Origin of the sequence: Spirillospora sp. CA-128828 (genome assembly GCF_050945415.1) — a bacterium.
GTDB lineage: Bacteria > Actinomycetota > Actinomycetes > Streptosporangiales > Streptosporangiaceae > Spirillospora.
Window position 1 is genome coordinate 9,139,440 of the sequence record NZ_CP191986.1, and the last position, 13,523, is coordinate 9,152,962.

At 71.1% G+C, this 13,523-nt stretch carries 18 protein-coding genes; 6 read left to right on the forward strand and 12 right to left on the reverse strand.

Annotated features, from left to right (window positions below):
- Positions 1-48: 48 nt before the first annotated feature.
- Positions 49-765, reverse strand: coding sequence for a TetR/AcrR family transcriptional regulator C-terminal domain-containing protein (locus ACQPXG_RS43875; RefSeq protein ID WP_433465048.1), 717 nt, complete (start codon positions 763-765; stop codon positions 49-51).
- A gap of 137 nt (positions 766-902) precedes the next feature.
- Here ACQPXG_RS43875 and ACQPXG_RS43880 point away from each other — a divergent pair, with 137 nt between their 5' ends.
- Positions 903-1,571: a GAP family protein gene (locus tag ACQPXG_RS43880; protein ID WP_433465049.1), complete on the forward strand. Its 669-nt coding sequence runs from the start codon at positions 903-905 to the stop codon at positions 1,569-1,571.
- Between the two features lie 20 nt (positions 1,572-1,591).
- Here ACQPXG_RS43880 and ACQPXG_RS43885 read toward each other — a convergent pair whose 3' ends face one another.
- Together ACQPXG_RS43885 and ACQPXG_RS43890 are read right to left on the reverse strand one after the other, a co-directional pair.
- Complete coding sequence (locus tag ACQPXG_RS43885) at positions 1,592-2,407, reverse strand: SAM-dependent methyltransferase (protein WP_433465050.1); 816 nt, start codon at positions 2,405-2,407, stop codon at positions 1,592-1,594.
- 88 nt (positions 2,408-2,495) lie between these two features.
- Entirely contained in the window at positions 2,496-2,783 is a 288-nt protein-coding gene (locus ACQPXG_RS43890) for a hypothetical protein (protein ID WP_433465051.1), read from the reverse strand.
- A gap of 169 nt (positions 2,784-2,952) precedes the next feature.
- On the opposite strand from ACQPXG_RS43890, the gene ACQPXG_RS43895 reads away from it, so the two are divergent.
- The gene (locus tag ACQPXG_RS43895) at positions 2,953-3,573 is read left to right on the forward strand and encodes a GAF domain-containing protein (RefSeq protein WP_433465052.1); all 621 of its coding nucleotides are present in this window, start codon (positions 2,953-2,955) and stop codon (positions 3,571-3,573) included.
- 93 nt (positions 3,574-3,666) lie between these two features.
- On the opposite strand, the gene ACQPXG_RS43900 is transcribed toward ACQPXG_RS43895, so the two are convergent.
- Complete coding sequence (locus ACQPXG_RS43900; RefSeq protein ID WP_433465053.1) at positions 3,667-3,894, reverse strand: hypothetical protein; 228 nt, start codon at positions 3,892-3,894, stop codon at positions 3,667-3,669.
- A 268-nt stretch (positions 3,895-4,162) separates the two neighbouring features.
- On the opposite strand from ACQPXG_RS43900, the gene ACQPXG_RS43905 reads away from it, so the two are divergent.
- Positions 4,163-4,366: a cold-shock protein gene (locus tag ACQPXG_RS43905; RefSeq protein ID WP_024936225.1), complete on the forward strand. Its 204-nt coding sequence runs from the start codon at positions 4,163-4,165 to the stop codon at positions 4,364-4,366.
- 83 nt (positions 4,367-4,449) lie between these two features.
- Here the strand turns inward: ACQPXG_RS43905 and ACQPXG_RS43910 are convergent, their stop codons facing one another.
- Together ACQPXG_RS43910 and ACQPXG_RS43915 are read right to left on the reverse strand one after the other, a co-directional pair.
- Positions 4,450-4,848: a cupin domain-containing protein gene (locus ACQPXG_RS43910; protein WP_433465054.1), complete on the reverse strand. Its 399-nt coding sequence runs from the start codon at positions 4,846-4,848 to the stop codon at positions 4,450-4,452.
- Positions 4,849-4,949: 101 nt separating this feature from the next.
- Positions 4,950-6,395, reverse strand: coding sequence for a PLP-dependent aminotransferase family protein (locus ACQPXG_RS43915; protein ID WP_433465055.1), 1,446 nt, complete (start codon positions 6,393-6,395; stop codon positions 4,950-4,952).
- A 91-nt stretch (positions 6,396-6,486) separates the two neighbouring features.
- Here ACQPXG_RS43915 and ACQPXG_RS43920 point away from each other — a divergent pair, with 91 nt between their 5' ends.
- Positions 6,487-7,791, forward strand: a complete 1,305-nt coding sequence (locus ACQPXG_RS43920) for an ROK family protein (RefSeq protein WP_433465056.1) — start codon at positions 6,487-6,489, stop codon at positions 7,789-7,791.
- A 71-nt stretch (positions 7,792-7,862) separates the two neighbouring features.
- Here the strand turns inward: ACQPXG_RS43920 and ACQPXG_RS43925 are convergent, their stop codons facing one another.
- From ACQPXG_RS43925 to ACQPXG_RS43940, 4 genes are read right to left on the reverse strand one after another with little or no spacing between them, the layout of a single operon-like run.
- A complete protein-coding gene (locus ACQPXG_RS43925; protein ID WP_433465057.1) occupies positions 7,863-8,609 on the reverse strand; it encodes a YwaF family protein in 747 nt (248 codons plus the stop codon).
- A gap of 37 nt (positions 8,610-8,646) precedes the next feature.
- Positions 8,647-8,826 carry a rubredoxin gene (locus tag ACQPXG_RS43930; RefSeq protein WP_433465058.1) on the reverse strand — a complete coding sequence of 60 codons (180 nt, stop codon included), beginning with the start codon at positions 8,824-8,826 and terminating at the stop codon, positions 8,647-8,649.
- A 4-nt stretch (positions 8,827-8,830) separates the two neighbouring features.
- Positions 8,831-8,989 carry a rubredoxin gene (locus tag ACQPXG_RS43935; RefSeq protein WP_433465059.1) on the reverse strand — a complete coding sequence of 53 codons (159 nt, stop codon included), beginning with the start codon at positions 8,987-8,989 and terminating at the stop codon, positions 8,831-8,833.
- The gene (locus ACQPXG_RS43940) at positions 8,986-10,167 is read right to left on the reverse strand and encodes an alkane 1-monooxygenase (RefSeq protein ID WP_433465060.1); all 1,182 of its coding nucleotides are present in this window, start codon (positions 10,165-10,167) and stop codon (positions 8,986-8,988) included. Before ACQPXG_RS43940 ends, ACQPXG_RS43935 begins: the two co-directional genes overlap by 4 nt.
- Before the next feature lie 209 nt (positions 10,168-10,376).
- On the opposite strand from ACQPXG_RS43940, the gene ACQPXG_RS43945 reads away from it, so the two are divergent.
- The gene (locus ACQPXG_RS43945) at positions 10,377-11,045 is read left to right on the forward strand and encodes a TetR/AcrR family transcriptional regulator (protein ID WP_433465061.1); all 669 of its coding nucleotides are present in this window, start codon (positions 10,377-10,379) and stop codon (positions 11,043-11,045) included.
- A gap of 7 nt (positions 11,046-11,052) precedes the next feature.
- Here the strand turns inward: ACQPXG_RS43945 and ACQPXG_RS43950 are convergent, their stop codons facing one another.
- Positions 11,053-11,721, reverse strand: a complete 669-nt coding sequence (locus ACQPXG_RS43950) for a TetR/AcrR family transcriptional regulator (RefSeq protein ID WP_433465062.1) — start codon at positions 11,719-11,721, stop codon at positions 11,053-11,055.
- 90 nt (positions 11,722-11,811) lie between these two features.
- Between ACQPXG_RS43950 and ACQPXG_RS43955 the strand changes: the two genes are divergently transcribed.
- Positions 11,812-12,444, forward strand: a complete 633-nt coding sequence (locus tag ACQPXG_RS43955) for a TetR/AcrR family transcriptional regulator (RefSeq protein WP_433465063.1) — start codon at positions 11,812-11,814, stop codon at positions 12,442-12,444.
- Here ACQPXG_RS43955 and paaE read toward each other — a convergent pair.
- Positions 12,441-13,523 (reverse strand): 1,2-phenylacetyl-CoA epoxidase subunit PaaE, encoded by a 1,083-nt coding sequence (paaE, locus tag ACQPXG_RS43960; RefSeq protein ID WP_433465064.1) that lies wholly within the window; start codon positions 13,521-13,523, stop codon positions 12,441-12,443. The two genes, ACQPXG_RS43955 and paaE, sit on opposite strands and share 4 nt — an antisense overlap.

Genomic DNA, 13,523 nt, shown 5'->3' on the forward strand with positions numbered 1-13,523 from the left:
ACCGGAGACGACGGCGCACCGGGCGCGCTCAGCCGAGGTCGGAAGGGGTCAGGAACCGGCGGCGCGGCGCCGCTCCAGCCCCTCCAGGATCAGGTCGAGCGCGAACTCGAACTCGAACTGGTCGTCGCAGAAGCCCAGAGTGCCGTCCGGATCGTCGTGGACGGCGTGCGCCAGCATCCCGACGATGTTCGGGAACCGGTCGGCCATCTGCTCCATCATCGCGGCGGCCTCGGCGTCCGCGCTCTGGGCGCCGTCGGGCCGGAACAGCTCCTGAGCGAAACCGAGAGCGCGGCTGCCGAGGACGTGCAGCGCGCGATGGGCCAGATCGTAGGAGAATCCGCCCGCGCGGAGGACGGCGACGACCTGGTCGAAGTAGGCGATGACGACCGGGCTCGTGGTGGTACGGGTTCCGAGCAGCTGCGGAGCCCAGCCGTGGCGCAGGAAGACCTCCCGGGCGGCGAGGATCCGCGCGCGCAACGCGGCCTGCCAGTCCTCGTCCGGGGCGGGAGCCTCGACCTGCTCCACCGCCTCCATGATCTCCCCGAGGATCACCTCGACGAGGCCGTCGAAGACGGCCTCCTTGTTGGCGACGTGGTAGTACAGCGACATCGCCTCCGCCCCGACCTCCTGCGCGAGGCGGCGCATGGTGAGCGAGTCGAGGCCGTCGCGGTCGGCGAGCCCCGCCGCGGCGCGCAGCACCCGCCTCCGGCTCAGCGGAATGCGGGGCTCCTCGGTCAGCTCGTCGGCGTCGGTCCGTGGGGTCATCGATCTTCCTCCCGACGAACTCTACTCGTACAAGGTAAGTCTCCCGGGCTCACCTCACCTTGTCCGGGTGATGCCGTGCACGCGTGGCCCGACTCAGCATGTGCAGGTAAGGCGTCGGTCGCCTGGAGCGCGAATCGATGGCGGAGAATCGCGGCGCCGATGCCGGAGAGGGGGGAGACTTGGATCTCCGCATACTCCCGCTGGCCATCACCATGATGGTGGGACCGCAGATCATGTCCGCCATCGTCTTGGTGACCACCAAACAGGCCGTACGTGTGTCCCTGGCCTTCCTCCTGGGTGTGGCCACCGCCGCGCTGGTCGGAACCGCCATCGCCCGTGGTGTCTTCGCGCTGCTGGGAAACGGCGTCTCCTTCGGCGACCCTTCCGACGCGGGGTCGGTGGGGAGCATCATTCAGTACACGCTCGTCGCCCTCCTGCTCGCCGCGGCGGTGAAGAGCTACGTGAAGCGTGAGACGGTGAAGCCGCCCAAGTGGCTCGGAACGCTGATGGAGGCGGATCCCCGGAGGGCGTTCAAGGTCGGCCTTCTGGTGATCCTGCTGATGCCCTCGGACATCGCGGTCATGCTGACGGTGGGCGCCCATCTGGAACAGCACTCCGCGAGCTTTGCCGACGCGTTGCCGTTCATCGCCGCCACCGTTCTGATCGCGGCGCTGCCGCTGCTCGGCCTCCTGCTCCTCCACAAGCGCGCGGAGCGGGCCATGCCCCAGGTCAGGGAATGGATCAACACCCACAGCTGGCTGGTCAACATCGTGACCTACCTGATCTTCATCGCGCTCATCCTGTGATCAGCGCTCATCCGGTGGTCTCAGGGAGCCCCGGGAACGACTCCGACGCCGCTGAAGTGCGGGACCTCCGGCTCCCGCCAGGGGGACGGCTCGGGCCGCCACCGCGAGCAGGACACCACCCCGGGTTCCAGCAGCCGGGTTCCGGCGAACAGCGCCTCGATCTCCTCGGGAGAACGGGCGCGGATCGGCGTCCCGCCCCGTTCCATCACCTCCCGCACGGCCCTGCGCATGGCTTCGCCGTCCAGCTCCTCGGTGGTCGCGTCGCAGGTGTGGGAGATGACCAGATGGCTGCCGGGGGCGAGGGCGCTCAGCAGGTCGGCGACCAGTCGCTGTGCCTGGTCGTCGTCCAGGACATGGTTCAGGACGCCGAGCAGCATGAGCGCGATCGGGCGGTCGAAATCGAGCGTGCGGGCCGCCTCGGACAGCACCGCCCGCGTGTCGCGGATGTCGGCCTCGATGTAGTCGCACGCCCCCTGTTCGCTGCTCGTGAGCAGGGCCCGGGCGTGGGCGAGCACCAGCGGATCATTGTCGACGTAGACGATCCGGGAGTCCGGCGCGACACGTTGCGCGACCTCGTGGGTGTTGTCGACGGTGGGCAGCCCCGTGCCCAGGTCGAGGAACTGCCGTATCCCCTGGGAGACCAGGAAGCGCACCGCGCGGCCGAGGAAGGCCCGGTCCTGCTTGGCCGACACGGCGATCCCGGGCAGTATGCGCAGGACGGCGTCGCCGGCCTCGCGGTCGACCGGGTAGTTGTCCTTACCGCCCAGCCAGTAGTCCCAGATGCGCGCCGAGTGCGGCACGGTCGTGTCGATCTCCGGTCGCGGAGTGTCCGTCATGCGCCAGCCCCTCGGTGCGGCAACTCGCGCCCATCATCTCGTATATCCCCTCTGCCCGCCCGCGGCTCTCCCAACATGCCGCGACGCGCTAGAGCGATTCACTGGCCCAGCTCCATGTGCCGCCCTCCTGCCGGGCGCGGACCAGTTGCGCACCGCCGGAGTCCGCGAGCTCGGCGATCATCCGGATCAGCAGGCGGTGGAAGTCGGCGGGCGGGCGGGCGCCACCCGGCGAGCCCTCCAGAAGGGTCACGTTGACCTTCGCCTCGTCGCGGAGCTGCGCGGTCAGGCGGCCCGTCTTGTCCATGCGGAGTATCACGATCGCATCGGCGCGGATCATGTCGGAGCCATCAGCGGCGGAGATCCACACTTCGCTCATGAGCCTCATCTCCCCGGCTCGGAAGCCCACACGCCCTCTCCCTCAAGATAGGGCTTCCCGAAAGGGCGTAGACTCATGGCGAACGAGGGGTTCCCGATGCGGACGGCCAAGCCTGCGTCCTCCTGGTTTCTCGACACGCGGTCGGAGCTCTCGACATCGCGATGACGACATGACGGGCGACGATCTGGGACCGAGCGGGTGGGGGTCCGCGGGAGCCGCGCCGACCGGGGCGGACCGCCGGCGCTTCGCCGCCGCGTTCGAACTGATGACGGAGGTCCTGAACGGGACCCGGCCGTCCGGCATGCTGCCTCTCGTGACGGCGCACGCCCGCACGCTGGCGCGCGTTCCTCTCGCGTTCATGGCCCTCCCCGCCGAGGAGGGCAACACGTTGCGGATCGAGGTCGCGGTCGGCACCGACAGCGACCGGATACGCGGGCTGACGGTGCGACGCGGCCGGTCGATGCTCGGCCGGGCGTTCAGTTCCCGCCGGGCCGTGTCGGCGCGGATCGCCGCCGACCAGACGCTCATCGGCCTGCCGGCCGGCCCGATCCTGATCCTGCCGCTGGAAACGGGCGAGGCCACCCGGGGAGTGCTCGCCGTCGTGGGACAACCCGGCGCTCAGCCGTTCAGCCCGGCCACCGCTCGCCAGATGCTCCTGTTCTGCGACATGGCCGCCCGGCTGATCGAGATGGCGGGAGCGCGCGTCTCCGACACCCCGGCGGAACCCACGGCCGACGTGACCCCGCCGGAGGAGGAGACGGCACCGCTGCCGGCTCCAGGGCAGGCCTGAAAACCGCCTGGGCGGGCCCTTTCCCGGCCCGGCGGTCGTCGGTCGGCGATTCCGCGGATTCGGCCCTGCCCTGGCCGGGTTCCCGGCGGTGCCTCAGAGCTTGAAAAGCTTCGCGAACGGAGCGAGAATCTTGACTTTCCGCGTCCCGAAGTCGACCAGGACGGCACGCCCGGGCTCGACCTCCAGCACGCGCCCGAGCCCGTGCTTGTCATGCGTGACCTGGTCCCCCAGCTCGAACTCCTTGGTCGGCGGAGCCGCGGGCGGGGGTTTGAAGGGGCTGGTGGGCAGATGCCGCCGCCCGGTGGGTCTGGTGGGTTTCATTACCCCCATTATGCGCCACCTGAGCGTTTGCGGGGAGACTCCGGCGCCTGATGAAAATTCACGGCGCGCGGCCTGCGCATGTTTTCCGTCGACCCGCCAAATCATGTGATACCGTCGCTGGTAGTTGCGGTTCCCAAAGACATGTGCGTGCGCCTGGTGGATCTGACCTCAGGCGCATTTTTGTTGTTCTGGATCTTCCGGATGGGCCATCGCGGCATCCCCGGCCGCACAGGGTGTGCGACCGGGACCGATCCAGAAGGAGACGATCATGGCCACCGGCACCGTCAAGTGGTTCAACGCGGAAAAGGGCTTCGGCTTCATCGAGCAGGACGGCGGCGGCGCCGACGTCTTCGCCCACTACTCCAACATCGCGGCCCAGGGCTTCCGTGAGCTCCAGGAGGGCCAGAAGGTGTCGTTCGACATCACGCAGGGCCAGAAGGGCCTTCAGGCGGAGAACATCGTCCCCGCCTGATCGCCGGCTGAGCGGCGGGCGGCCCCTCGGGCCGCCCGCCGCTCACGCATGCCGGCGGCGCGTGCCGGAGTCACGGGCCGGAGTCACGGGCGGGGTGCGCGGCGGTCCTGCCGCCGCCGCAGTTCCTCCTCGCCGACCAGGGTGAGCATCGGCTCTCCCGGGAGGCACATCATGACGACGACGAATCGGCTCGGGCGGTCGTTGAGGTTGTTGGCCGCCTGGTAGTGGATGACGTCGCCGCCCGGCTCCCAGAACGCCTCACCCGCGCGGATCACCCGCTCGGGCCCGCCCTCCAGCTCGAAGATCATTTCTCCTTCGAGCATGTAGCCGAAGACGGGGCCGGCGTGGCGGTGCGGCGGGGTGCCCGGGTCGCCCGGCGGCAGCTCGATGTGGACCGTCATCGCACAGGCCCCGCCGGGAATCGACGGCTGCTCTTCCTGGAGGACGGTCAGAACGGTGTTCGACTGCGGGGTGCTTTCCATGGACGGCACGCTAGGCCGGAATCGGCCCAGAACACTGGGCCATTCGCGGCCTGAAACATTGGGCTGTTCGAGGTTCCGGGACGCCGGGCGTCCACGGATCGCTAGGCCGCGTCCAGCCTCCGCAGCACACCGACGAGCGCGTTGACCGCACCCGGGTAGGCGTGCGTGGGAGGCGTGCCGTACCCGACCACCAGCGACGGCCGCCGCCGGTCGTGGCCGAGGGGCGGACGCAGGTAGTCGCCCAGGGTGTGCACGTCCACCGACGCGGCGCGCAGCGCGGCGGACACCGTCGCCTCGTCCGGCGAGCCGGCCGGCAGTTCGATGATGGCGTGCAGGCCCGCCTCGATGCCGAGGACGCGCGCTCGCGGCAGCCGTGAGCGCACCGCCTCGGCGAGGAGGTCGCGGCGGCGGCGATAGGCCACGCGGACCCCGCGCAGGTGGCGGTCGTAGTCGCCGCTGTCGATCATGCGGGCGAGCGCGAGCTGTTCCAGCGGGCTGGTGGGGCGGGCCCGGCGCTTGGCCTCGGCGAGCGGTTCGAGCAGCCGCGGCGGGCAGGCGATCCACCCGAGCCGCACCGCCGGTCCGAGACTCTTGCTGGCCGACCCCACGTAGATCACCCGGGACGGCCGGCGGGACTGGAGCGCGCCGATGGGACGCCGGTCGTAGCGGAACTCCCCGTCGTAGTCGTCCTCGACGATCCAGCCGAGGTTCTCGTCCGCCCAGGACAGGAGCCCGGCCCGGCGTCCGGGGGACATGCTCGTCCCCAGCGGGAACTGGTGCGCCGGTGTGCACACGGCGACCTGCGCGGCGGAGGCGGCCAGTTCCGCCCGGGACATGCCCTCGGCGTCCACGGCGATGTCCGCGACGGCGAGCCGGGAGGCGACGATCGAGACGTGGTCGCCGATGGCGGGGTTCTCCATCCCGGCCGTCCCCGCCCCGAGCTCGGCGAAGACCCCGGTGAGCAGGTCGAGCGCCTGCGTGAAGCCGGAGCACACGATCAGATGCGATGGGTCGGCGCGGACGCCGCGCACGCGGCCCAGGTAGGCGGAGAGGGTGCTCCGCAGCTCCGGCCGCCCTCTCGGATCCCCGAGGTCGAACGCGTCGGCGGGCGCCTCCCGCAGCGTGTGCCGCATGGCGCGGGCCCAGGCGGCGCGTGGGAAGGCACCGGTGTCGGGGCGGCCGGGCCGCAGGTCGTGGCGGGGCGCGGACGACCGCGGGGCGGCGTGCTCCCGGGGCGCCGGCGCCGGCGCGCGTGCCCCGGCGGCGACCCGCGTCCCCGAGCCGGACCGGGCCGTGAGCCAGCCCTCGGCGACCAGCTGCTCGTAGGCGGCGGCGACGGTGCCGCGCGCCACCCCCAGTTCGGCGGCGAGGTCCCGGCTCGACGGCAGGCGCGCCCCGGACAGGAGGCGCCCGTCGCGGATGGCGGCCCGCAACGACTCCTCGACCGCCCGGCGCCGCCCGCCTCTGGGCGGAACCTCCAGGAACAGCTCGGGCCCCACGGCCGACGCCGGCGTCCGGGCTGGAAAGCTGTCCAATCTTTTGTCCATCTAATGGCCCAGTTTAGTGGACTAATTCTTCCCTACCGTCGAGACGGAGCCTCCCGGCTCTCCATCGGACATCCACATCGGAAAGCCCGCCGTGCGCGTCTTCGTCGCCGGCGCCACCGTCGCCGTGGGCAGAACTCTCGTGCCGCTTCTCGTCGCCGCCGGGCATCAGGTCACCGGCACCACCCGGACCGCGCACGCGGGGAATCTTGACGCCGTCCTGACGGCGGCCGGTGAGCCCCGTGGGCCGGTCGGCGCGATCATCGCGGTCTTGCCGTCGGGGCGGCGGGTTCTCCATGCTGTGGGTGCGCCGGGCGCGCCGGCGCATTCATGGACGGGAGCGGGCATGGCAGTCGGCCCTTGGTACATCGTGGGTCTTGACAATGGCGGAACCTCCAACAACGCGACGCTCCTGGACGCCGGGGGCCGGTTCGTGGTGTCGGGGCTCATGGAGTCCGCCAGTTGTGTTCGCGAGGGGCCGGAGGCGGCGCTGCGGGCGCTGTGCACGTCCCTGGACGAGGTGCTGAAGGCCACGGGGGTGAGCAGGTCGGCCGTGGCCGGCGTCGGGCTGGACACCCCGGGTCCGGCGACCGCCGAGGGGGTCATCTCGGCGAAGGGCTCGACGAACTTCGGCCACGAGGAATGGGCCGGTTTCGACATCCGCACCGCGCTGGAGGAGCGGATCGGGTTGCCGGTCGTCTACAGCAACGACGCGAACGCGGCGGCCTTGTACGCCCATCACGCGTATTTCGGCGCGGAGGCGATGGAACGCTCCTCGGTGGCTGCGATCGTCGGGACCGGGTTGGGTGGCGGGGTGGTCGAATCCGGGCGCGTCGTCCGGGGCGCGTCCGGTATGGCCGGGGAGCTGGGGCACGTCCGCATCCCCCTTGAGGGAGTCGTCGAGGACGGGCAGCCGCTTCCCATGTGCAACTGCGGCAACGCGGGGGATGTGGAGAGCATCGCTTCGCTGACCGCTCTCGGGCGGAATCTGCTGCCGTACTGGCTGAGCCGCTTCCCCGGCCACCCGTTGTCGGAGGTGCCGCTCGCGGAGGCCGCCAAGCTGCTGCGTTCCTACGCCGAACGAGACGACCCGCTGGCACTGGCGATCTTCGAGCAGCAGGCCAAGGCGCTGGGCAGGCTCTTCACCCTCGCGGCGGATTTCACCGATCCGGACGCCTACTTCCTGGGCGGCGGCGTCGTCGAGGCACACCCCCGGTTCCGGAACTGGCTGCTGTCGCTGGTGCGCCGGCACACGGCACTGCGCGTCGAGCAGGCGCAGAAGGCGATCTTCGCTGTCGTCCCGGACCTGGACATGGCGGGCGCCCGCGGTGCGGCGATCGCGGCCCGGGAGGCGCTCCGCCCGGCGACGCCGCTGGAGGACGACTCGGTCGGGGTCTGATGGCGGCCGCCGGCCGCGGGGCGTCATCACGGCCCTGAACCTCGTGCGAGGCGACATGCGCGGGGGACGGGTCAGCGGCGTTCCCGGCCGGCGGCCGGACGGGGCCCGGCCATCCGGGTCCAGGGCCAGGTGATCAGGGCCCAGCCGAGCAGGATGATCACGGTCTCGACCAGCACGTACCACGGCCACGGGCCCATCAGGTCGAGCACCGAGGCGGTGCCGGGCTTCCTGTTGAGATACCCGTAGTTGGTTCCGGCGATCACGTTGAAGACGGACGTGGCGACGGCCCACACCAGGGTGGCGGCGACCGCGAACCGGTACTCGCCCCAGCCCGGCCGCATCCCCAGCCCCCAGGTCAGGTACACGGCGGCCCACACGATCATCAGGTGCATCCCGAAGAAGCCCAGGTAGTCGATGCCGGGGTAGTCGGCGCCGTTCAGCGCCGGGGTGAGCAGGGCCTGGACCGACAGGGTGAGCCCCCAGTAGTACGTCAGCGCGAACCAGCGCCGGCCGAACGTCCACAGCGCGCCGACCGCGACCACCCACGCCAGGTCGCACAGCTGCAACGGGAGCGACCCGCCGATGCGCCACTGCCCCGGCAGCAGCGAGTACAGATGGGTGCCGATCACCACGTACACGATCGCCAGCGCGTACGCCTTGCCGAAACCCCTCGCCTGGCCTCCGAACCCGCCGCCCGGCTCCGTCCGCTGCGTCCGGCCGAGCCGCACCAGCCCGGCGCAGCCGATCGCGAACAGGCCGAGCGCCGCCCAGTGCGACGGCCCGTACGCGACGAAATCACCGGCGACGGTATGCGACACCTGGTGATGCTAACCGCCTGGAGGCCGCCGAACCTGGTCAGGCACGGGTCACCTCGGTCATCTGGAAGTCGGCCTTCGCGGCGCCGCACTCCGGGCATGACCAGTCGTCGGGGATGTCGTCCCAGCGGGTGCCCGGCGGGATGTCCTCCTCGGGCCAGCCCTCGGCCTCGTCGTAGACGAAGCCGCAGACCATGCACTCCCAGACCCGGTACTCCATGGATTCACACCCTCTCGAAGTCGATCTTTTCGCGGACGCCGCAGTCGGGGCAGCACCAGTCGTCGGGGACGTCAGGCCACAGGGTTCCCGCCGGGAAGCCCTCCCGGGGCTCTCCGATCTCCTCGCTGTACTCGTAGCCGCAGACCGGGCACCGGTAGGTCACGCCGCCGCCTTCTCCCGCACCGCCGGCGGGACGACCCCGTAGCGGGAGTGCTGCCCGGGCTGGATGTTGGCCAGGGACGCGTCCCCGCCGTAGTGGGCGATGACCCTCTTGTCCATGACGCGCCGCCACAGTGGCGGGACGAACACCAGGCGGCTCATCACCGAGTAGCCGCCGGGCAGCTGCGGCGCCTCGTCGAAATGCCGGAGTGCCTGGTAGCGGCGGGTGGGGTTGGCGTGGTGGTCGCTGTGCCGCTGCAGGTGGTAGAGCAGGATGTTGGACGCGATGCTGTTGCTGTTCCAGCTGTGCCTGGGAGCGCACCGCTCGTACCGCCCGCTCTGGGTCTTCTGGCGCAGCAGCCCGTAGTGCTCCAGGTAGTTGATGACCTCCAGCATCGTGAACCCGAGCACCGCCTGCGCCGCCAGGTACGGGGCGATGCCCGGGCCGAAGACGCCGATCAGGACACCGAACAGCGCGACGGTCATCGCCCAGGAGTTCAGCACGTCGTTGCGCAGCGTCCAGGGACGCTTGCCCCGGCGCGCCAGCCGCGCCTTCTCCAGGCGCCACGCCGACTTGAGGCCGCCCCAGACCGTCCGGGGCCAGAAGCGGTAGAAGCTCTCGCCGAGCCGGGCGCTCGCCGGGTCCTCCGGCGTGGCGACGCGGACGTGGTGGCCGCGGTTGTGCTCGATGTAGAAGTGCCCGTAGGCGGTCTGCGCCAGTGTGATCTTCGACAGCCGGCGCTCCAGCGACTCCTTCTTGTGCCCCAGCTCGTGGGCGGTGTTGATGCCGACGCCGCCGACGTTGGCGATCGTCAGGGCGAGCCCGATCTTGCCGAGGACGGACACGTCCCCGCGCGACCACATCGAGCAGGCCAGCACCAGGCCCGCGTACTGCAGCGGGACGTAGAGATAGGTGCACCAGCGGTAGTACTTCTGGTTCTCCAGCCAGGCCAGGATGCTCTCGGGCGGGTTGGACGAGTCCTCCCCCAGGACCTGGTCCAGGACGGGACCGATACCGCCCAAGATGAGGACGCCGGTGAACCACAGGACGTCCCACCCGGTGAGCACGACCAGCCCCCAGGACAAGAAGGGCGACAGCGGCACGGCCAGCCCCAGCATCCAAAGGTGCTTCTTCTTGTCGACCCAGTCCTTGTCGCCGACTCCGGCGGTCGCCGTTGTCATGACACCTCCAGGTTTCCGGGGGACGTGGTGCCTCGGCCCACCATCACCATGACACGGTACGTACGCTGTAAACAAGATTTATGACGTACGCAACAGGGCGCCTCAGCGGCGCCGGCGCCCCCGCCGGCCGGTGCCCTGTCGATACGCTCTATGGGGGCGTAGCGGGGACTTCCTGGCCACACGGCACGGATCGGTGAAGAGGGACGGTGATGGCGAGGAAGACGGCAGAGCACGCGGAGCGGCGTCCGCTGACGCGCGAGCTGATCGTTCGGACGTCCATCACACTCATCGAACGGGACGGCGCCAAGGCGCTGTCCATGCGCAGGATCGCCGCAGAACTCGGCGTCGGCGTGATGTCGCTCTACAACCACGTGCCGAACAAGGACGCGCTCCTCGCGGCCGTGGCGGAATCCGTCCTCGCCGGCCTGGACGTCCTCGACGCCGGTCCCGGGCTGGACTGGAAGCGCAGCGCGCGTGCCCTGGTCGCCGCCTTCCGCGCCATCGCGCGGCGCTACCCGCGGACCACGCATCTGGTGCTGACCAGCAGCACCGGCCAGACGTTCGGCTGGCGGACGACGGAGCAGGCGCTGGCGGTGTTCGACGCCGCCGGGTTCGACGGCGCCACCTCCGTGCACGCCTTCCGCGCGCTCATGTCGTACGTCATCGGCGCCCAGATGCTGGAGGGCGGGGCGCTCACGATCCCGGGACGGCTCCCCGGCGATCTCACCGCCCTGCGGCTCGAAGTGGACCCCGCGGAGATCCCGCACGTGGTCGAGGCGGCGGACGAGCTGACGCGCCCGGGCCTCGAACCGGACTTCGAGTGCGGGCTGGAGATGCTGCTGGACGCGCTCGACCGGCTGCCGCGGAAGGCCCGCTAGCGGTCCATCAGGTCGAGCGCCCGGCCGCCATCACCTCGACCGAGGACAGGAACAGCTCCAGGCCGAACTCGAACGAGGCGTCCGACCCGTGCTCGGACAGCTCGCAGGGAAGCGCGACGACGTGCGGGAACTTCTCCGCGTCCAGGCTCCGCAGGTCGTCGGCCAGGCCGCCGGCCTTCTGCCGCTGGAGCCTGCTCATGCCGGCCTCCCGCAGCTGGGAACCGAGCACGTAGGCCATCAGCGACCGCACGACATGCACCGACGTGACGGTGTCCAGACCGGCCTGCGCGCAGATGACCAGGGCACGCTCGATCACCCGCAGCCCGACCGGGATCCCGGTCCTGTTCGCCACCACCAGCGCCATGCACCGCGGATACTCCTGCGCCGTTCTGCGGAAGGCACGGACCAGGTCGCGGGCGCCCTCCCGCCAGTCGCCGGGCCGCTCCTCGGGCAGGTCCATGCCGCCCATCACGTACTCGGCGATGCCTCGGACGAGGGCTTCCTTGTCGGGCACGTGGTTGTACATCGCCATCGCCGTCACGCCCAGCTCCGCGCCGACCGCGCGCATCGACAGCGCCTTCGCGCCCTCGCGCTCGACCAGGCCGACGGCGGTGTGCACGATGAGGTCGCGGTTCAGCACGACCCGCATGACCCGCCGCGGCGCGCGCTTCGGCATGAGTCCCTCCCGCCCGGAACGGCTCCTGAGCCGGCGTCCCGTGGAGTCTACGCGTCGGTGGTGATCATGGCGCCGTGAGATGCTGCAGGCGTGACGTCGACCGGGCCCGCCGAACCTCCTCCGCGCCGCCGGCGGGGCCGTCCCGGTTACGACCAGCCGGCGATCCTGCGGGCCGCGGTGGAGCTGTTCAACCGCAAGGGGTACGACGCCACGAGCATGGGCGACCTGGCCAAGGAGCTGGGGCTGACGAAGCCCGCGATCTACCACCACGTCACGGGCAAGGAGCAGCTGCTCGGTGAGGCTTTGGACGACGCTCTCGACGAGCTCACCGCGGTCGTGACCGAGGCGTCCCGGGACGGTGCCGGGGCCACCGCGTACGGGCGCCTCCGCGAGGTGGTGCGGCGCAGCGTCGAAGTCCTCGCCGCGCACCAGCCGTCCGTCACGCTCCTTCTGCGGGTGCGGGGCAACAGCGAGGTCGAGGTGGCGGCGCTGGAACGGCGGCGCTGGCTCGACGACCGCCTCGCCGCGCTCGTCTCGGACGCCGTCGCGGAGGGCGCGCTGCGCGACGACGTTCCGCCCGCGCTGGTGAGCCGGCTGCTGTTCGGCATGGTGAACTCGCTGGTCGAGTGGTACCGGCCGGACGGGGCGTACGACCCGGCGACCGTCGCCGACGCGGTCACCGCCATCGCCTTCGACGGCCTGTCCCGCCACGAACGGGGCTAGGCGTCGTAGTCGACGGTCACGTTCTCGCCGACCGGGAACGTCTGGCACGTGAGGACGAACCCGGCGTCCAGCTCTGACTGCTCCAGCGCATAGTTGCGGCGCATGTCGGTCTCGCCCTCGCGGACTGCGGCGCGGCACGTCCCGCAGACGCCGCCCTTGCAGGCGAACGGCAGGTCGGAGCGCGTGGCCTGGGCCGAGTCGAGGAGCGTGGTCTCGCGCGAGACGGTGGAGGTGGTGCGCACACCGTCGAGGACCGTGGTCAGTTCGGTCGTCGCCCCGGGCGCCACCCGGTCGTCCCGTCGCGGCTGAGGTGGGGGCGCGTCCACATAGAAGAGCTCGACATGGACGTTGCGGGCGGGAACGCCGAGGTCGTCGAGGACCGCCCGTGCGTCCTCGACCATGTCGAGCGGCCCGCACAGCCAGACGTGGTCGAACGTCTCGACCGGCACCAGTTCGGTGAGGAGGCGGCGCAGACGGCCGCCGTCGAGGCGGCCGGAGAACAACTCGACCTCGCGGGGCTCGCGGGAGAGCACGTGGACGGTCTGCAGCCGGGGACCGTACCGGTTCTTCAGGTCGCCGAGCTCCTCGGTGAACATCACCGTGCGGCTGGTCCGGTTGCCGTACAGGAGCGACACCTGGGCGCCGGGGTGGGTCAGCACCGTCGAGGCGACCGACAGCATCGGCGTGATGCCCGACCCGGCGGCGACGCACAGGTGCCGCTCCCCCAGGGCGGGGTCGGCCCGCCAGGAGCCGGTCGGGGTCTGCACCTCGATCCGGGTCCCGGGCTCCACCTCGTGCACGAGCCATGACGAGAACAGGCCACCGGGGATCTCGCGGACGCCGATGCGCGGTGCGGCTCCGGCCGGGGCGCAGATCGAGTAGGTCCGGCGGTGTTCCTGCCCGTCGACGACACGGCGGAGGGTGAGCGACTGCCCCGCCCGGAACGCGTACGCGTCGCGCAGCTCGCCGGGGACGGCGAACGTGATCGCCGCGGCGTCCTCGCACAGGCGGTCCACCGCCGACACGGTCAGCGGGTGGAAGGCCGCCGCCCGGGACGGGGCGGGCGCGAGCATGGTCAT